The organism is Novosphingobium endophyticum, assembly GCF_014640675.1.
Taxonomy (GTDB): Bacteria; Pseudomonadota; Alphaproteobacteria; order Sphingomonadales; family Sphingomonadaceae; genus Novosphingobium; species Novosphingobium endophyticum.
Genome location: NZ_BMHK01000013.1, coordinates 48,536 through 66,181, shown reverse-complemented (window position 1 = coordinate 66,181; position 17,646 = coordinate 48,536). Strand labels below are relative to the sequence as shown.

General features: G+C 64.5%; 16 protein-coding genes. 6 read left to right on the top strand and 10 right to left on the bottom strand.

The window, feature by feature from the left end; translation table 11 throughout:
- Positions 1-58 precede the first annotated feature (58 nt).
- The 4 genes from IEX32_RS11140 to IEX32_RS11125 form a co-directional block, all read right to left on the bottom strand.
- Positions 59-1,045 (bottom strand): phytanoyl-CoA dioxygenase family protein, encoded by a 987-nt coding sequence (locus IEX32_RS11140; protein ID WP_188771493.1) that lies wholly within the window; start codon positions 1,043-1,045, stop codon positions 59-61.
- A 109-nt stretch (positions 1,046-1,154) separates the two neighbouring features.
- Positions 1,155-2,120: a 3-hydroxyacyl-CoA dehydrogenase NAD-binding domain-containing protein gene (locus tag IEX32_RS11135; RefSeq protein ID WP_188771489.1), complete on the bottom strand. Its 966-nt coding sequence runs from the start codon at positions 2,118-2,120 to the stop codon at positions 1,155-1,157.
- 7 nt (positions 2,121-2,127) lie between these two features.
- Positions 2,128-2,967, bottom strand: coding sequence for an enoyl-CoA hydratase/isomerase family protein (locus IEX32_RS11130; protein ID WP_188771487.1), 840 nt, complete (start codon positions 2,965-2,967; stop codon positions 2,128-2,130).
- A gap of 48 nt (positions 2,968-3,015) precedes the next feature.
- Entirely contained in the window at positions 3,016-5,127 is a 2,112-nt protein-coding gene (locus tag IEX32_RS11125) for a 3-hydroxyacyl-CoA dehydrogenase NAD-binding domain-containing protein (RefSeq protein ID WP_188771483.1), read from the bottom strand.
- Positions 5,128-5,346: 219 nt separating this feature from the next.
- Here IEX32_RS11125 and IEX32_RS11120 point away from each other — a divergent pair, with 219 nt between their 5' ends.
- The 3 genes from IEX32_RS11120 to IEX32_RS11110 are packed head-to-tail and all read left to right on the top strand — an operon-like array spanning position 5,347 to position 9,510.
- Positions 5,347-6,501: an acyl-CoA dehydrogenase family protein gene (locus IEX32_RS11120; protein WP_188771481.1), complete on the top strand. Its 1,155-nt coding sequence runs from the start codon at positions 5,347-5,349 to the stop codon at positions 6,499-6,501.
- Positions 6,502-6,531: 30 nt separating this feature from the next.
- Positions 6,532-7,857: an aromatic ring-hydroxylating oxygenase subunit alpha gene (locus IEX32_RS11115; protein WP_188771480.1), complete on the top strand. Its 1,326-nt coding sequence runs from the start codon at positions 6,532-6,534 to the stop codon at positions 7,855-7,857.
- Complete coding sequence (locus tag IEX32_RS11110; RefSeq protein ID WP_188771477.1) at positions 7,858-9,510, top strand: FAD-binding protein; 1,653 nt, start codon at positions 7,858-7,860, stop codon at positions 9,508-9,510.
- Here IEX32_RS11110 and IEX32_RS11105 read toward each other — a convergent pair.
- On the bottom strand, positions 9,461-10,507 hold the full coding sequence (locus IEX32_RS11105; protein ID WP_188771475.1) for a GlxA family transcriptional regulator: 1,047 nt from the start codon (positions 10,505-10,507) through the stop codon (positions 9,461-9,463). The two genes, IEX32_RS11110 and IEX32_RS11105, sit on opposite strands and share 50 nt — an antisense overlap.
- 205 nt (positions 10,508-10,712) lie before the next feature.
- On the opposite strand from IEX32_RS11105, the gene IEX32_RS11100 reads away from it, so the two are divergent.
- The gene (locus tag IEX32_RS11100; RefSeq protein WP_188771473.1) at positions 10,713-11,531 is read left to right on the top strand and encodes an SDR family NAD(P)-dependent oxidoreductase; all 819 of its coding nucleotides are present in this window, start codon (positions 10,713-10,715) and stop codon (positions 11,529-11,531) included.
- Between the two features lie 186 nt (positions 11,532-11,717).
- Positions 11,718-11,945: a hypothetical protein gene (locus IEX32_RS11095; RefSeq protein ID WP_188771471.1), complete on the top strand. Its 228-nt coding sequence runs from the start codon at positions 11,718-11,720 to the stop codon at positions 11,943-11,945.
- A 3-nt stretch (positions 11,946-11,948) separates the two neighbouring features.
- Here the strand turns inward: IEX32_RS11095 and IEX32_RS11090 are convergent, their stop codons facing one another.
- The 4 genes from IEX32_RS11090 to IEX32_RS11075 form a co-directional block, all read right to left on the bottom strand.
- On the bottom strand, positions 11,949-12,902 hold the full coding sequence (locus IEX32_RS11090) for an SDR family NAD(P)-dependent oxidoreductase (protein WP_188771469.1): 954 nt from the start codon (positions 12,900-12,902) through the stop codon (positions 11,949-11,951).
- A complete protein-coding gene (locus IEX32_RS11085) occupies positions 12,899-13,777 on the bottom strand; it encodes an SDR family NAD(P)-dependent oxidoreductase (RefSeq protein WP_188771467.1) in 879 nt (292 codons plus the stop codon). The genes IEX32_RS11090 and IEX32_RS11085 overlap by 4 nt, the downstream gene beginning before the upstream one ends.
- Positions 13,778-13,792: 15 nt before the next feature.
- Positions 13,793-14,551, bottom strand: coding sequence for an SDR family NAD(P)-dependent oxidoreductase (locus IEX32_RS11080; protein WP_188771464.1), 759 nt, complete (start codon positions 14,549-14,551; stop codon positions 13,793-13,795).
- A gap of 233 nt (positions 14,552-14,784) precedes the next feature.
- The gene (locus IEX32_RS11075) at positions 14,785-15,588 is read right to left on the bottom strand and encodes an SDR family NAD(P)-dependent oxidoreductase (RefSeq protein ID WP_188771462.1); all 804 of its coding nucleotides are present in this window, start codon (positions 15,586-15,588) and stop codon (positions 14,785-14,787) included.
- Positions 15,589-15,850: 262 nt separating this feature from the next.
- Between IEX32_RS11075 and IEX32_RS11070 the strand changes: the two genes are divergently transcribed.
- A complete protein-coding gene (locus IEX32_RS11070) occupies positions 15,851-16,762 on the top strand; it encodes a crotonase/enoyl-CoA hydratase family protein (RefSeq protein WP_188771461.1) in 912 nt (303 codons plus the stop codon).
- Here IEX32_RS11070 and IEX32_RS11065 read toward each other — a convergent pair whose 3' ends face one another.
- A complete protein-coding gene (locus tag IEX32_RS11065; protein WP_188771459.1) occupies positions 16,763-17,641 on the bottom strand; it encodes a LysR family transcriptional regulator in 879 nt (292 codons plus the stop codon).
- Between the last annotated feature and the right edge of the window lie 5 nt (positions 17,642-17,646).

Sequence of the window (17,646 nt, the reverse complement as noted above, 5' to 3'; positions counted from 1 at the left end):
CGCGACCGGGGCAGCAAGAAGCCGGGGACAAGGCTACGGTTTCCCCGCCGTCCGGTCGTCAGCCCTCAGCCGCCTTGCGCAACATCACTGCCCGGTCGCCGTCGCGCACCACGACCAGCCTCATGCCCGGCCTGGTATATTCTGCAAAACCTTCGAACTTCTCCCGCACACCGGGATGGAGCACGCGGATGAAAGTGTCGCTGTCCACGGTGAGGGTACGCACGCCTAGTTCCTTTACATCGACTGTGATGGAATTGGGGGTGACGGCCGTCACGGTCGCGGCGATAGCGCTGGGATTGGCGGCGGACTGGACACGGGAGTCGAAGGTGATGCGCAGCCGGTCGGACCTGTTGGGCGTGCCGCAATGCGGCGTGCAGGGGTGCACGATCAGGACATCGCCCGGCATGTAGTCGGTCGTGGCCCAGGCGTCGTCCGGAACGGCGTCGCGCGGGAAGGGATAGGGCGACGGCTTGCCGACATTGTGGAAATAGCCGCGCCGGTTCTGGCCGATGGCGATGGCGAGGCCGCCCATGTCGCGCGCGCAAGGGGTCAGGGGCACCCACACCGGCTTGTAGTCCTGGATTCCGGGACTGTAAAAACCATCCTGGTGCACCACGGTGATCGGGCCGCCCGGCGGATAAGTGCGGTACTGGACGATGGGGACCGCACAGGCGGGTTCGCCCAGCACTTTCTCCATCACGGCGAGATTGGCGGGATGCTCGATCAGCGCCTTGGCGATCCCGGCATAGAGATCGCTCTCTTCCATATTAGCGGGCAAGGGCTTGCCCGTCCATTTGCCGACCGGATCACCCGGTTCGGTAATGCCGAGTTCGGCTGCCACGGCCAGCATCGCATCGCGCGCCTGCGCGACGGACTGGGGATCGAACACCTCTCGCAGGAGGATGTAGCCGTTCTCCCGGTAGAACGCCTCCAGCCCGGCGTGATCGTCGAGAAGATGATTGCAACTTTCCAGCTCGCGCGCCGGATCTACGTCGGCGGCGCTCAGATCTCGGGCGTCGGGCGCATTGATTACTGGCATGTTCATCGAAGTTCCTCTCCCCGTTGCTACCTTTCGCAGGTGCCGGGATATGCCGCTATCAAATACCAGAATGCCGCCGGATGGAGGGATATTTCCGATCAATCATCGGATAATTTCAGTCGTCCCGAGGTGTCTGATGCAACAGCTTCAGGATGCCCATCAGCTTCCGGTCCTGCCAAGAAGCGATTTCCTCCACCGTCCGGCCCTCGGCGGCATCTTCCATCTGCGTGGCGAGAAGCGCCTGGAGCTGCTCGTCGGCCAGGGGCGGGTCGGCCATGGTGGACCAGCGCCGGATGATGCTTGGCGCGAATTTCGGCAGGAACTCCGCAAGTCCGCCGGAGCCGCCAGAGGTGTGGAAAGTCGTGAACTGCCCCTGTATCGCCCACTTGAGGGCAGGGCCGTATTTGATTGCCTTGTCGATATCTCGGACCGTCGCATAGCCTTCCGCCACGAGACGCACCGCCTCCCGGAACATGGCGCTGGTCAGGCGATTGCCGATATGGCCGAAAATCTCCCGATTGAGCCGGATCGGCTCTTTGCCCATCGCCTGGTACAAGGCGAGCGCAATCTCGACCGCCCGCAGGTCGGTTGCGACGCCGCCGCCCACCTCGATCAGGGGGATGAGGTGAACCGGATTGAACGGGTGCCCGAGGACGAAGCGGGCTTTGGTCGCGAGGTCCTCCTGCAGTTCGGTGACCGGCAGGCTCGACGTGCTGCTCGCGATGAGCACGTCTTCCGGAACCAGCCGGTCGAGATCCGCGAACAGTGCCCGCTTTACATCCATCCGTTCCGGCGTGCTTTCCTGGACGAAATCGGCACCGTCCAGCGCTTCGGCCAGATCGGCGTGCACGGTCAGGCGTGCCTGCCAGTCGTCTCCCGGGCTTGCGAGACCCAGCTCCAGCATCTGATCCCACGCACCGGCTACGTGGGTACGCACTTTCTCGCCAACGCCCGGTGCCGGGTCGAACAGCCGGACGGTGCGGCCGCTGCCCAGAAAGGCAGCAACCCATCCTGCGCCGATCACACCGCCGCCGATCGCGGCGACGGTGTGGATGGCTTGCTTGTCGCGAAAGGCGGTCATGGCCGGTTCAATAGCCCTTGAAGACCGGCTTTTCCTTGTTGGCGAAAGCGGTCGTCGCAGCCTTGTAGTCGTTGGTCAGCATGGTCATGGCCTCATAGGCGATAGATAGCTCGCCGGTAAGGTTGACCTGGTCGCGCAGGCACTTGTTGACCGCCGCCTTGGACCAGCGGACCGCCCAGATGGGCTGACCCGCGATCTCGCGCGCGATCTTGAGTGCCTCGTCCAGCACCTGCTCCCTGGGAAAGGCATAATTGACGAGGCCGATCTCCTCCGCCTTCTTGCCGTTCAGCAGCTTGCCGCGCATCAGATATTCCTTGGCCTTCTGCGGTCCCACCAACAGCGGCCACATGACCGCACCGCCGTCGCCGGCAACAAGGCCGACCTTGACGTGGGTATCGCCCAGCTTGGCGTCGTCAGCGACGATGCTCATGTCGCAGAAGGCGAAGAGCGAGGTGCCAAGGCCGATGGCGTCGCCGTTGACGGCAGCGATGATCGGCTGCGGGGTCATCAGGATCTGGTCCCAGATGCGCAGCGTATTGATCGGCACGCGCAGCGCATATTTCAGGCCATATTCGGTCTGTGCGCGCTCGGCCATCAGCTTGATGTTGCCACCCGCCGAAAAGGCCTTTCCGGCGCCCGTCAGCACGATGACCTTGACGCGCTCGTCGCGCGCCAGCTTGAGCCAGATGTCCTCGAGCTGCCAGTGATTGTGCGGACCCACCGCATTCAGTTTTTCGGGATCGTTCATGGTGACGACGGTCACGCCGTCCTCGCCGATCTCGACCTTGAAGAAATCGAACTCGCTGTAGTCGATTTCGCGCTGGAACTCGTTTTCACTATCGTTCATCTGTGGCTCTCCTGAATCTGAATACTGAATCATTGAAACTTGCCGCGCTCACGCCGCTGCGCGGTTCTTCTGCCATTCCGCGAAGGTCTGCCCCTTTTGCGCCAATTCGCTGAGCAGCGATGCGGGCTGAAGAGAGGGATCACCCGGCGATTCCGCCGCGAATTCCCTCAGCCGCGCGACGATATGGGACAGTCCCGCCTCGTCTGCGTAGAACATGGGGCCGCCCAGGTGACGCGGCCAGCCATAGCCGTTGATCCAGACCAGATCGACGTCCGACGCGCGCAGGGCGATCCCCTCTTCCAGTATGCGGGCGCCTTCGTTGATCAGCGGAAATAGCAGCCGTTCCACCATTTCCTCCCCGGCAATCTCCCGCCGGACGATGCCGAGCTTCTCCGATGTGGCGATGATCAGCGCCTCGGTTTCCGGGTTCGGATAAGGTGTGCGGTCGCCCGGCTCATAGCGGTAATAGCCCGCGCCAGTCTTCTGGCCCAGACGCCCGCTCTCGACGATGGCGTCCGCAATGGGGAAGGGCGTCCCACGCCGCTTGCGGATCGAATAGCCGATGTCGAGCCCCGACATGTCGTTAGTGGTCAGCGGTCCCATGGGGAAGCCGAGATCGGTGAGCGCCGCGTCCACTTGTTGCGGGAAGGCGCCCTGTTGCAATAGCCGTTCCGCCTGGGCCGAACGCTTGGCGACCATGCGGTTGCCGATGAAGCCGTCGCAATTGCCGGACAGGACCGGCACCTTGCCGATCTTCTTGCCCACCGCCATCGCGGTCAGAATGGCCTCGGGGCCGGTCCTGGCCGCACGCACGACCTCCAACAGCTTCATCACGTTGGCCGGCGAGAAGAAGTGCATGCCTACGAAGTCCTCCGGCCGCGCCAGAACCGACGCGATCTCGTCAACGTCCAGCGCCGAGGTATTGGAGGCGAGCACCGTGCCGGGCATCACGCGCTTCTCGAGGTCGGCGAAGATTTCCTTCTTGACGCCCATGTCCTCGAACACCGCCTCGATCACCACATCGGCGTCCGCTGCCCCGGCGCGGTCGACGGAGGGGGTGATGCAGGCGAGTCGCGCGTCCATCTGCTCCTGCGTGATGGACCCGCGTTTCACGGAGGTCGCGTAGTTTGCCCTTACCCGCTCCATACCGCGGTCGAGCGCCTCTTTGGTGGCGTCGATGATCGTCACCGGGATGCCCGCGCCGGCAAAGCACATGGCGATGCCGCCGCCCATGGTGCCGGCCCCGACGATCGCGGCCCTGGACACCTCGCGCGCGCCGGTGCTCTCGGGCAGGCCGGGGATCTTCGCGGCCTCGCGCTCGGCAAAGAACAAGTGGCGCAGCGCGCGCGACTGGCTGCCCGCCATCAGCTCGCGATTGGCCACCGCGTCAATCGCCAGCGCCTCGTCAATGCCCATGGTGAAGGATCGACGTATGGAATCAATGTTGGCCTGCGGCGCATCCTGGCCCTTGCTGCGCGCGGTGAGCTTTTTGGCCAGCGCGTCGAAGGCGGATGCATTGGCGCGCGTCGCGGCCAGCTTGTCATCGCGATCCCGCACGGGCACGGCGGGAATGCTCCCGTCGATGACGCGGCGGGCGAAGGCGGCGCCGATGGCGGCGGGCTCACCGTCCTCGACCGCGTCGACGATACCGAGCGCCAGTGCCTGCCTCGCGCTCACCGGCTTGCCCGACAGGACGAACTCCAGCGCTTTTTCCGGCCCGATCAGGCGGGGCAGTCGCTGCGTCCCGCCGCCCCCGGCGAAAAGACCCAGATTGATCTCCGGCAAGCCGACCCTCGCGGCGGGAACGGCGACGCGGAACGGACACCCGAGCGCAATCTCGAGGCCTCCGCCCAGTGCGGTGCCGTGAATTGCGGCGATCACCGGCTTGGCCGAGCTTTCGAGCGCGGCAATCGCCTCCTGCAGGGTGGGAGAGATGCGGGGTTTGCCGAATTCCGTGATGTCGGCACCGGCGAAGAAAGTCCGGCCCTCGCAATACAGCACGATTGCCTTGACCGCGGGTTCCGTATTGAGGGCCTGAAGCGCATCGACCAGCCCGGTCCGCACCGCGATACCCAGCGCGTTCACCGGCGGGTTGTCACTGATGATGAAGCCGACATCGCCGTCGATGTGGATGGAAATTTTATCGTTGATCTGGGTCATGGCAGGATTGGGGGGCCCTTCACTCGTATCCGAGGCAGCGGTTGGCACTGTCTGTCACAAGCAATCCGATGCCCCGACTGTCAAGAAATGGGGTCACCGATCCCCAAGCATCGCGAATGTGAAGGATATCGCCCCGCCCCTTCGCATCGCGCCCGCCGGAGATTAGGCCTTCACTGTGAAGATGCGCGCAGCGTGATGCTTGATTGGGGAAACGATTAGATGCAGTTCGATCTGAACGAAGAACAGGCAATGTTCCGCGATTCCGTGGCCGCTTTCGCGCAGCGCCACCTCGCGGGCGGTGCGCTGGAACGAGCGCACAGCGACGATTACCCGTGGGACGTGGCCAAGCTGATGGCCGAGCAGGGCCTGATCGGCATCACCGTGCCGGAGGACAAGGGCGGGATCGGCGGATCGCTGATGGACGCGGTGATCGCGATCGAGACGATCGCCTCGATCTGCCCGCGCTCCGCCGATGTGGTGCAGGCCGGTAATTTCGGCGCGATCCGAACCTTCGCGCAATTCGCCAGCGACGCGCAGCAGGAACAGTACCTGGCGCCCCTGCTGCGCGGCGAGGGCCTGATTTCGGTCGCCATGACGGAGCCCAATGCGGGCTCCGCCGTCACGGAGCTGACGACGACCGCGGTGGAGGATGGCGACGGCTATCGCATCACCGGCCAGAAGATCTTCACGACGCACGGCACTCATGCCACGGTGTTCCTCGTCTATGTCCGCTACGGCCCCGGCACCGGCAATATCGGTTCCGTCCTGATCGAACGGGGCCAGGAAGGCTTCACCTTCGGCAAGCCAGTGCGTTTCCTGTCGGGCGAGGAATGGAACCCGCTGTTCTTCGACAATGTCTATGTGCCCAAGGACAAGGTGCTGCTCGGCCCCGGCGGCTTCAAGAAGCAGATGTCCGGCTTCAATGTGGAGCGCATCGGCAATACCTCGCGCAGCCTGGCGCTGGGCCGCTACGCCTTCAATGCCGCGGTCGAACATGCCAAGACCCGCAAGCAGTTCGGCCGCCACTTGTGCGATTTCCAGGGCCTCCAGTGGAAGTTCGCGGAGATGAAGCTGAAGCTCGATGCCGCGCAGCTCCTGCTGTACCGCGCGGCGACCAATGCCGATGCGGGCCTGCCCTCGCCGGAGGAGACGGCGATCGCCAAGGTCGCCTGCAACCGCGCCGGTTTCGAGTGCGCCAACGAGGCGATGCAGATCATGGGCGGCACCGGCTATAGCCAGGACAGTCTGGTGGAATATTGCCTGCGCCGCACACGCGGATGGATGATCGCCGGCGGTGCCATCGAGGTGCTGCTGAACCGGATCGCGGAGGGCGTGTTCGACATGCGCTTTCCGCAGGGTCCGGCAAAAAGCTGAGCGGCGGGGCGATCGGGAGAGGAAAGAGCGATGAACGAGATCAGCAATGTAGCGGCGGTAGGGGCCGTGACTCCGGACAGGGTTCCCATTGATGCCTATATCTCGCCTGAATATGTTCGGCTCGAAAAGGAACGCCTCTGGCCGCGCATCTGGCAAATGGCCTGCCGCGAAGAGGAAATCCCGCAGCCGGGCGATTTTTATACCTATGACATCGCTGACGAGTCCATCACCGTAGTGCGCAAGCAGGATGGCACGGTCGCTGCCTATCACAATGTCTGTCCGCACCGCGGTCGCCGCCTGACCGCCGGCTGCGGCCGGATGGGCAGGTTCCATTGCAAATATCATGGCTGGCAATTCGATTTGGATGGCAAGCCCGCCCATATCGTGGACCACAAGGATTGGGGTGATTTGCTGCCCGAGGCCGAGGTCAGCCTGTACCCCGTCAAGGTCGGGCTCTGGGGCGGCTGGGTGTTCATCAACATGGACCCCGACAGCGAGAGCCTCGAACGCTTTCTGGGCGAGGCGCAAACCATTCTCGATCCGTTCGAAATCCAGCACATGCGCTATGTCTGGCGCAAGCGGATCGTCATGCAGTGCAACTGGAAAGTGGCGCAGGAAGCCTTCATGGAGGGCTATCATGTGCAGACGACGCACCGGCAGCTCCTGCCCTACATGGACGATTACACGTATTCTCGGGCGTACGGCAAACATGCGATGTTCGGCTATGCGCCAACGGCGCTCTTCGGCCTGCCAAGCCCGCGCCTGGGCAACCAGGGCGGCGATATCCGGCATGGTCTCTATATGTTCAACAAGGAGATATGGGAAACGCTGAAGGCAACGTCGACCGAGGAGATGTTGGCCGCCGGCAAGCGGCTGATGGAACTGCCCGAGACGGCGACGCCCTTGGAAGTCTATATCGCCTTCGCCCAGTTCCACCAGGAAGAAGCAGCGAAGAATGGCCGCCCCTTCCCAGACATTACCGGCGAGCAGCTCATGGCTGCCGGAACCGACTGGAACATCTTCCCCAACCTGGTCTTCCTCCAGCAGCCGACCAATGTGCTCTTCTACCGTGCGCGGCCCAATGGCGATAATCCCGACAGCTGCATCTTTGAAATCAACGCTCTCGAGCGCTTCGCTCCGGGCGCCGAGCCGGCCAATGTCGAGGTCGATGTCGGCGAAGACTGGCGCACGGTGGACTGGGGCCTCATTCTCTCACAGGATTTCCAGAATATGGAGGAGGTCCAGAAGGGCATGAAGTCCTGCGTCATGACGCATGTCCGGCCGAGCCCGCTGCAGGAGGTGGAGATCAGCAATTTCCACCGCGCTTATCACGAGTATATGCGAGAGGGCGCCTGAATGGACGAGACCGCATTCGACGAGGTGGCCGACTTCGTCATCGTCGGCTCGGGCGGCGGATCCATGGCGGCTGCCCTATATCTCGATTCCGTCGGCAAAAAGCCGCTGATCCTGGAAAAGACCGACAAGTTCGGCGGATCGACGGCGATGTCTGGCGGTGTACTGTGGGTGCCCAACAACCATCTGCTGGCGCGTGCGGGGATCAAGGACAGCCATGAGGCGGGCCGCACCTATATGGATGCCACCGTTGGCAATGACGCTGGCCCCGCCGCATCTCCGGAGCGCAAGGAAGCCTATCTGCGCAACGGGCCGATCATGCTCAAATGGCTCGAAGAGCATGGCATGAAATGGCTGCATACCGAGGGTTGGGCGGACTATTATGACGACCGGCCCGGCGGGTGCACGCGCAGCCGTTCCATCGGCGCGCCGATGCTGGACGCGCGCGACATGGGCCCCCTGTTCGACAAGCTGCGCTTGGGACCGATGGTCATGCCGCTGCCGACCGACAGGGCCGGCATCATCGGGCTCGCGACGCGGACGCCCAGGGGCATGTGGGAGGGCGCGAAGCTCCTCTTCCGCATGTGGCTGGTCAAGAAGCGGGGCAAGCCCTTGCTCAGTTTCGGCGGCGCCTTGCAGGGCCGGATGCTGATGCTGGCGGACAAGGCAGGCATCGACATGAGGACCGAGCATGGCATCGTCGAGCTGATCGAGGACGATGGCCGGATCGTCGGCGCGATCGCCGATTACAAGGGCAAGCGCCTGCGCATCGGCGCGCGGGACGGCGTGCTGATCAACGCGGGCGGCTTTTCTCACAACGCCGAGATGCGCAAGAAGTACGGCCCACAGCCCAGCTCGACCGAATGGACCAACGCCAATCCCGGCGACACCGGCGAGATGATCCAGATCGCGGAGCGGCACGGCGCCGCGCTCGACCTGATGGACCAGGCCTGGTGGGTGCCCGGCACGATGGTGCCGGAGGGCGGTCCCGCCAACATGCACAATACCGATATTTCGAAGCCGCACTGCATCATCGTCAACCGGCACGGCAAGCGCATCCTGAACGAGAGCGGCTCCTATATGGAAAACGGCCAGCGGCTCTATAAAAATGATGTGCCGGCCTATGTCATCCTCGATAGCCGCCACCGCAAACGTTACGCCTGGGGCTATTACGAGCCCGGCAAGACGCCCCGGTCATGGATCGACAGCGGCATGATGAAGAGCGCCGACACCCTGGAGGAGCTGGCGGAGAAGGCGGGCATCGACGCTGTTGGCCTGAAGGCGGAGGTCGAGAAATTCAACCGTTATTGCGAGACCGGGAAGGATCTCGATTTCAACCGGGGCGGGCGCGGCTATGACAACTGGTTCGGGGACCCGACGGTCAAGCCCAATCCCAATCTGGGCAAGATCGAAAAGCCGCCCTTCCATGTTATGGAGATGGTGCCGGGCGATGTCGGCACCTCCGGGGGGGTCCTGACGGATGAATATGCCCGTGTGCTGAAGGCGGACGGGTCTGTCATCCCCGGCCTTTACGCGACCGGCAATTCCACCGCTTCGGTCATGGGCCGCTGCTATCCGGCGGCAGGTGCCAGCATCGGCGCCTCGTTCATCTTTGCGTGGATCGCGGCCCACCATGCGGCTGGTCGCAACGAATAGAGGCGCCCCGCTTGCCGCGCTCGGCCGCCGCCTTTCGGGCGCGTGCGCGAGCGCGCCATTGCGTCGCCGTCATGCCGGTCCGCTGGCGGAACATCGCGCGAAACAGGCGGCTGTCCGAATAGCCGACCAGTTCCGCGACGCGGTCGATCGACCGGCTCGACTTCTCCAGCATACGGATCGCCGCCTGGAGGCGCAGTTGCTGGACATAAGCCTTGGGCGAGAGGCCCAGCGCCTTTCGGAACCGGCGGTTGAGCGTCGCGGGGCTGGTCGACAGCCCGTCCGCAAGCTCCGCCAGGCTCATCAAGCCGGTGAAGCGTTGTTCGATCCACAATTGCGCGCGTGCGACCATGGGATCTGGCGCGAGCAGGTCCTCATTCTGGCTGTCCAGCCCGATGATGGACGTCAGCCAGCGCGCGATGTCGGGCGACAGCGTCCGCTCGACGACCCGGACGATCAGCGAAAGGTCGTTGGCGATGCCGTTGGCAATGAGCAGCGAGCCGCTGTCGGCGATGCCCAGCCGCTCTTCGAAACGCTGGCGCGGGAAGAAAGCGCGGGTCAGTGGTTGCAGCGCCCGCGCCACGGGCACTGCCATGCCGCCGGTCAGCCCCGCCGCCATCAGCAGCATCGAAGCCGATCCGCTGGCGCCGATGATCGCGCCGCGCCGCGCCTGATCGCGCAGCCAGGCGAGAATGTCATGACTATGGGCAAGCCGGGCCTCCAGTGCTTCCGGCCCGCCGGCGCGGAAGGCGGGAATCCATATGAACGCGTGCTCGGCATCGCTGTCCGGGGCGCCGTCCACCTTCAGCGTGGAGCCGTCGCTGAGCGCGACGGACCCGCCGTCGGCCGAATAGAGCCGCAGCCCCGTTTCCATGCGAACGTGGTCCACGCCGGCAAAGACATGCTCTATCCGGTCGCGCGCGAGCAGATAGCTGTCGGTCAGCGCGCCGACACTGCTGCGATAAGCGCCGTCGAGCGCAAGGAGGGCGAAATCGGCCATCGGGAAATCCGGTTGAAAATAGCCGCTAATTGCAGAAAATCAGCCTGTCAACGGCCATATCCTCTTCGGATATTCACCGGCATAATCCGCGATCGGCGACCGGCGGGGAGCGAGGCATGACGGAGGACGCGGCCAACCCTTTCCCCTCATTCGGTGCGTTCGTGTGTAGCGTCCCGTTATCCCCAATAGAACAGGAGCCCCAATCGTGCCCGAACCTACGCGCTATCTCGGCCGCCTGACCGGAAAAGTCGCCATCGTCACCGGGGCCGGAGCGGAAGAGGGCGAGATCGGTATCGGCCGGGCCATCGCCTGGCTGCTGGCGCGGGAGGGCGCGAAGCTGGTCTGCGGCGACCTCGACCTCGCCAGAGCGGAAGCGAGCGCCACCCAGATCGTGGCGGACGGTGGGGAGGCCGTGGCGCTGGCGGGCGACGTGAGCCAGCCCGATGACTGCATGGCGCTGGTGCGGGCGGCGACCGATCGCTTCGGCCGCATCGACATCCTCGTCAACAATGTCGGCATATCGGTGCCGACGACGCTCGAAACCGTCACCATGGAATTGTGGAACCGGACATTGGCCGTCAACCTCACCAGCGTGATGCTGATGAGCAAATACGCGGTGCCGGAAATGGCTCGGCGTGGTGGCGGCGCCATCGTCAATATCTCCTCGCTGGCGGGAATGCGGGCCATGGGCGCCGTTGCCTATGGCCCGTCCAAGGCGGCGATGGCCCAGCTGTCGCGGGAGATCGGCGTGTTGCATGGGCGGCAGGGCATTCGGGTCAACACCGTCGCGCCCGGTCATGTCATGACCCCCCATGCGATGAGCAAGCTGCCCGCCGACATGCGTGAAGCCCGCCGCAAGGTCGGGCCGCTCAATCTGGAAGGGGATGCGTGGGACATAGCGCAGGCCGTGCTGTTCCTCGCCAGCGACGAGGCGCGCTTCATCAATGGCGTCCATCTCGCGGTCGATGGAGGCGTGGAGGGGATTGGCCCGCTGGTCGGTCACGCCTTTGTTTCCGAACCCTGATTTTCCTGCCCAGGCGCCGCTGGCCAACACTTCTACATGTTTGGCGAGCAACATCGGCGCTGCGCTTATATCGCGCTCCACAGCCGCCGTCGGGATCTGGTCAGAACCCTTGAACGGGCCTAGTCTTCTGCACCAGGAATCGCGCCGGAAGGACGTCCTTCACGGACGCTGAGAAGAGGAACCGCAATGGCTGACGATATCAGCTTAGAGGAAAGCCGGAAAATCATGTCCGTGGCGACGGACATGCGGCCGGACGAGAATGTCCATCATGACCCGGCCATGTCGCCCGCGCCCGTGCCGACCGGCCGTCCCGTGAGCGCCGCCGAGAGCGCACGTATCATGGCTCTCGCCACGGACATCCGCCCACTGGAAAACATCCATGCGAACGATGTCGACGAGGGCGACGAGGACTGATCCTCAGCCGCGCGCCACATCCGGACCGAAATCGGGCCGGTCGGCGGCAACCCAGGGCAGGTGACGGAAATAGCGCGCGCCTGCTTCCGCTTGTGTGTGGACAGGGGTCAGGATGGTTTCATCCAGCGCTTCCGCGACGCGCGCGGCCACCATCTCGGCGTCGATGGCCGGTTCGAAGATTTCCCCCGTCTCGGCCAGGACGAGGCTCGACAGCCTCCCGCCGCCCGTCAGCAGGATGCGCCCGCTTTCGGTGCAGTCGCGGCTGAGGAACCAGGCCATGGCGGCGGCGACCTGCTGCGGCTTCAGATTGTCGCGGAACCACGCCACGGTCGCCGGATCGGGTATCTGCTCGATCAGCCGGGAGTAGGCGGTCGGCATGACCGCATTTACGAGGATGCCGAGCGGCCTGCCCTCGATCGCGGCATCCAGCGTCAGGCCCAGTATACCCGCCTTGGCCGCTCCATAAGGGGCATTGCCGCCAACGCCGATCGCGCCGTTCGAGCTGACATTGAGCACCCGGCCATAATGTTGCGCCGCCATGTGCGGCCATGCCGCGCGCATCAGGTGATGGCCGCCGATGAGGTTGGTGGCATAATGGCGCTCTACCGCCTCGTCCTCATGTGCGGTGAAGGGACCGGCAATGCCCGTGCCGGCATTGTTGACGAGGATGTCGACGCGGCCGAAGGCGTCCAGCGCCGCCTGAACGATGGCGCGGGCATTGGCGGCCGATCCGACCGCGAGGCTGTTGCCGACAGCCTTGCCGCCTATCGTGGCGATCTCCGCCACGACCTTCGCGGCGGGACCGCCGCTGCCGTCCCGCTCCCCCAATACCCCGCCGCCGTAATCGTTGACGACGATGCAGGCGCCCCGGCGGGTGAGTTCGAGGGCATAAGCGCGCCCCATGCCGCCGCCCGCGCCCGTGACGATGGCAACCTGTCCGGTGAAAGCGATGGTCATGACGACGCCTTCATCATCTCGGGCAGGATTTCGGCACCCGACGCAAACGAGCTGGTCCATTCCGGACGGGCCGTCAGGCTTTCCATCACCGTCCCGAGGCTGCCTTCCGACAGGTGGTGGACTTCCCCCTCCAGCACCTGCGCGCGGCGGACATTGCCCGCGCCCGCATGATAGATGCCGCCCGACGTCCGGCACTGCGCGCTGCACAGCCAGCCGACCACGGGCGCGACATGATCGGGCGAGGCATAATCCGCCCATTTCGGGTCCATGCTGCCCGATGACATCGGAGTATAGGCGGCGGGCGCGATCACGTTGACTCGGATGTCCGCTCCCTCCGGAACGTCCAGCGCGACAGAACGCGCGAGGCCGACCATCGCGCCCTTGGACGCGGCATAATCGGCCGATTGCATCTGGCCCCACAATCCCGCGCTCGACCCGGTCAGGACGATGCGGCCATAGCCCCGCTCGACCATGGCGGGCCACACTGCCTTCAGGCCGACGATGCAGCCCCACAGGTTGATGTCGAGCAGTTCCCGCATCTCCTCCAGCGTGACGGTGGAGAAATGCCGGAAAGCCTGGATGCCCGCGTTGCTGATGAAGATGTCGGGCGGACCGAAATGCCATTCGGCAGTGGCCACCAACTCCGCCGCCGCTTCCGGCGCCTCGACCGGGCCGGCATGGATGGCGGCGCGGCCTCCGGCGGCAAGGATCTCCTCCACCACCTTTTGCGCCGAGGACGAGCCGTCGGCGGCGGGCCGATTACTCACCACCACCGCGCAGCCGCGCGCCGCGAGCCACAGCGCATATGCGCGCCCCAAACCCCTCGACGCGCCCGTGACGATCGCGGTGCGGCCGGAAAAATCCATGTTATCCATGGCTCGCCCCCCGGTTCAGAGCATCATCTGTCCGCCGTCCACATTGATGGTCTGGCCGGTCACGAAGCGGCTGTCCTCGCTGGCGAGGAACAGCACGGCGGGCGCGATGTCGTTCTCGCAATCGCCAAGATGGCCGAGCGCGACGAGGTTCATGACCTTTTCCGCCTCTTCGGGGAAGTCCTCCATCCATTTGACCGCAATCGGGCTGAGCGCGGCGGGACAGACGACATTCACGCGGATCTTGTATTTGCCCAACTCGCGGGCGGCCGTGCGCGACAGGCCGCGAATGGCCTCCTTCGTCGCGGCATAGGCGGCAAAGCCCGCGCCGCCGTGAATACCCTCATAGCTGCCGAAATTGATGATCGATCCGCCCTTCTCCTTCATGTGCGGCAGGACCGCCTGCATATGATGGAAAGTGCCATACAGGCCGGACCCGAGGGTCAGCGCTAACAGCTCATCGTCATGATCTTCGAACGTGGTGCCGGGGCGGGAGGTTTGCGCGTTGTTGACGAGGATGTCGATGCCGCCGAACAATTCAGCCGCTTTCGCGACGGCGGCCTCCGCGTCGGCGCGCACGCCCGCCGTGCCTGCAATCCAGGCCGCGTCGCCGCCCGACGTCTTCAGCGTGGCGACCGTCGCCGCCAGCTTGTCGGGCGTGCGGCCGGTGATCAGCACTTTCGCGCCTGCTTTTGCAAAAGCGGTAGCGATACCCTGTCCGATGCCTTGGCCGCCGCCGGTGACGATTGCGACCTTGCCGTTCAGCCTGCCTGTCATGTCCACTCCTGATGCTTTGCCGTTACTCGGGCGATGAAGAATGCCGGACCGGCCTTGCGGCGCTGCGCCACTTTGGGCTGGATCTGATTGACCGGCTGATCCACGGACTTTGTCCTCTCTGCAATGGCGTCAAGGAGTTTGGCGTATGGCTCGCGAAGTCAACCGCGGCCCGCCGGAGGCACGCATCCATCGCCAATCTGATCGCTGCCGGGCAGGGCAAGGCGCCCGTCATCTCATGCCTTCATGGCGGCGGCGATCGACGCGTCGACCTCCTCCGCCGTCGGATTGCGGCGCAGGGTCAGCCCGCCGGTGACGTGAAAGGTCTGGCCGGTCATGAAGCACTCGTCGCTGGCCATGAACAGCGCGGCATTGGCGATGTCCTCGACCGTGGTGATCCGGCCGAGCGGATATTCCCGCTCATAAGCTTCGACGAGGCCGGGCATCTTGTAGTCTCCCAGCATCGGCGTGATCGTCAGCCCCGGCGACAGGATATTGGCCCTGATGCCATGCTTGCCATATTCGTAGGCGACGAAGCGCGTCATGTGGTTGAGACCCGCCTTCGCGCCCATGTAGCTGCAATGGTCGTCGGACATGATGTCGGCCACGGCGGATGAGATGTTGATGATCGAGCCGCCTCGCCCGATGGCCCGATCGCGCTTCATCGCGCCAACCATGACCTGCATGAAGAAGAGGCCGCCCTTGAAGATGATCGACAGGATGTCGTCAATCTGCTCCTCCGTCTCCTCCTCGAACTTCGCGGGAGAGCCGATGGCGGCTGCATTCACCGCAATGTCGATGCCGCCATGATCGGCCATCACCCGGTCCGCCAGGTCCTGGATCTGCGCCCGGCTCGCCACGTCGCAAGGGATCGCGATGGCCCCGGTCTCGGCAGCAAAATCTTCCAGACCTTCCCGGCTCCGACCGGAAACGATCACCGCCGCACCCTCTTCCATGAAGCGTTTGGCGATCGCCTGACCCATATTGCCCCGCCGGGTAGCCCCCATGATGACGGCGCGCTTGCCTTCCAATCGTCCCATGATGCGAACTCTCCCTGGCCTGTTCGACGGCGCCCCTTCGAGCGCATGGAGCCGTTCGAACCCCGCCGGGGCGGCGGCCGTGACAACGTTCGGATGCTCCGTCACAGACGAAAGACTGCCCGTTTGCCGGGCGGGCGGCAATCTAGGCGGCGGTATAGATCACATGCCCGATGCACGTCGCACCGGCGCGCGCCGCCCTCGCCAGCACGCATCCGGTGGAGTTATGTAGCGGTGACGGAAGTTGCACAGGGGAGTATACGCCATGGGCATGAAATGGCTGAAATCAACGGAATGCGTCAGCTTTGAGGTGCGTGACGCCGTCGCCCGCATCACGTTGAACCGTCCGGACAAGCGCAACGCCCTCTCCGCCCTTACCCTGCGCGAGCTGCATCAGGCGCTGCTGGAAGCGGACGATCGGCAGGACGTGAACGTCATCCTGCTGTCCGGCGCGGGCAAGGATTTCTGTGCTGGCTATGACCTGACGGACAGCTACGGCGGCAAGGGAGACAGCGCGACCGATTATGATCCGGCAGCCTATCGCACCCGTGCGGGAACGCTGGACGACGATATCTGGAACCTGGAACGGCAACAGGATCTGACGCTCGTCATGTTCGACCTGCACAAGCCGATCGTCGCGAAGATCCAGGGCAACTGCCTGGCGGGCGGAACAGACCTCGCGTTCTCCTGCGACATCGTTCTGGCGGCTGACACGGCGAGGATCGGCTTTCCCGCTGCGCGCGCCAACGGTACGCCGCCCACCAACCTGTGGTTCTATCACTGCGGCCCCCAATGGGCGAAACGGATGCTGTTCACCGGCGACACGATCAGCGGTCTCGACGCCGCGAAGATCGGCCTCGTGATGGAAGCTTATCCCGCCGAGGAAATCGACGCGCAGGCCGCAGATCTGGCGCGCCGCATCGCCAGAGTGGACGCCGAAATACTTGCCACGCACAAGCGCGTGGTGAACATGCAGATGGAACTGGCGGGCGCCAAGCAGTCGCAGCGTTACGCGGCGGAGTTGGATGCGCGCGCGCATCTCAGCCAGGGACCGCGCCGGGCGCAATTCAAGAAAGATATGGCGGAAAAGGGGCTGAAGGAGGCGCTGGCCAACCGCGATGCCCCGTTCGGCAAGGGACGGGTCGCATTGCGCGCCCGCTCAAAGCCGGCTGACTGATTACAAAGGCGGCGGCTCTTCAGCAAAATGCGGGGTTAGCTCCGCTCGAAGATCGTCGAGGATCAAGGTCGCGGCGCGCGACATGGCACCACGCCGACGGCTGATCAGTACCACTTCATAACTGTCGGAAACAAGATCGACGCAGTCGATCTTGAGCATGGTGCCTTCCGACAATTCGCGCATGACAACCGCGGGGGACGTCAGCCACAGGGTATCGCTGGACAGGGTGACGGACCTCAGAATCTCGTAATTGTCGCAGACGAGTTGCGGAGCATAGTCGTTTTCCATCGCGACGACACGATCGTCGATACTGCCACCGACGAGCGGAAAGCCGGCGAGATCGGCGACGTGAACGCCGCCAGTGCCGAGCGGATGGCCGGCGCGCGCGATAAGGCACAACGGTAGCCGTCCCATTGGCTCGATCGCGAAATCCCCGCGCGGCAACCCTTCGCCGGCGCAGATCGCGAACTGCATGGCGCCGCCGAGGATCTGGTCGAGCAAGGCTGCGGAACCGCCGATCGTTGCCCGTAGGTGGATGGATGGGAACATGCTCAGCAGGCGCGGCAGGGCATCTTTCAGACAGGCTGAGGCAATCAGTGGTCCCATGCCGAAGCGGACCTCCCCCGCCGTTCCATCGAGCTGCCCTCGCATGATGTCGTCGAGCGCCCGGGCGTCGATCAGCAACTGTTCGGCCCTGGCGACGAACTCGGCGCCAGCATCGGTGGCGACAACGCCGCCGCGTCCTCGATCGAAGAGGCGCAGGCCATAATCCGCCTCGATCGACTGTATGCTGCGGCTGAGGGCGGGCTGAGTCAGGCCGAGGGCCTGCGCCGCGCCGACGTAGCTGCCGACCCGGGCGAGAACGACGGCATGCTGCATGCGCC

Excerpts from the sequence above, each read along its gene's own strand:
- IEX32_RS11140 (WP_188771493.1), bottom strand. The coding sequence starts at position 1,045 with ATGAACATGCCAGTAATCAATGCGCCCGACGCCCGAGATCTGAGCGCC.
- IEX32_RS11075 (WP_188771462.1), bottom strand. The coding sequence starts at position 15,588 with ATGGGACGATTGGAAGGCAAGCGCGCCGTCATCATGGGGGCTACCCGG.
- IEX32_RS11085 (WP_188771467.1), bottom strand. The coding sequence starts at position 13,777 with ATGGATAACATGGATTTTTCCGGCCGCACCGCGATCGTCACGGGCGCG.
- IEX32_RS11110 (WP_188771477.1), top strand. The coding sequence starts at position 7,858 with ATGGACGAGACCGCATTCGACGAGGTGGCCGACTTCGTCATCGTCGGC.
- IEX32_RS11125 (WP_188771483.1), bottom strand. The coding sequence starts at position 5,127 with ATGACCCAGATCAACGATAAAATTTCCATCCACATCGACGGCGATGTC.
- IEX32_RS11130 (WP_188771487.1), bottom strand. The coding sequence starts at position 2,967 with ATGAACGATAGTGAAAACGAGTTCCAGCGCGAAATCGACTACAGCGAG.
- IEX32_RS11065 (WP_188771459.1), bottom strand. The coding sequence starts at position 17,641 with ATGCAGCATGCCGTCGTTCTCGCCCGGGTCGGCAGCTACGTCGGCGCG.
- IEX32_RS11095 (WP_188771471.1), top strand. The coding sequence starts at position 11,718 with ATGGCTGACGATATCAGCTTAGAGGAAAGCCGGAAAATCATGTCCGTG.
- IEX32_RS11105 (WP_188771475.1), bottom strand. The coding sequence starts at position 10,507 with ATGGCCGATTTCGCCCTCCTTGCGCTCGACGGCGCTTATCGCAGCAGT.
- IEX32_RS11080 (WP_188771464.1), bottom strand. The coding sequence starts at position 14,551 with ATGACAGGCAGGCTGAACGGCAAGGTCGCAATCGTCACCGGCGGCGGC.
- IEX32_RS11120 (WP_188771481.1), top strand. The coding sequence starts at position 5,347 with ATGCAGTTCGATCTGAACGAAGAACAGGCAATGTTCCGCGATTCCGTG.
- IEX32_RS11090 (WP_188771469.1), bottom strand. The coding sequence starts at position 12,902 with ATGACCATCGCTTTCACCGGACAGGTTGCCATCGTCACGGGCGCGGGC.
- IEX32_RS11135 (WP_188771489.1), bottom strand. The coding sequence starts at position 2,120 with ATGACCGCCTTTCGCGACAAGCAAGCCATCCACACCGTCGCCGCGATC.
- IEX32_RS11070 (WP_188771461.1), top strand. The coding sequence starts at position 15,851 with ATGGGCATGAAATGGCTGAAATCAACGGAATGCGTCAGCTTTGAGGTG.
- IEX32_RS11115 (WP_188771480.1), top strand. The coding sequence starts at position 6,532 with ATGAACGAGATCAGCAATGTAGCGGCGGTAGGGGCCGTGACTCCGGAC.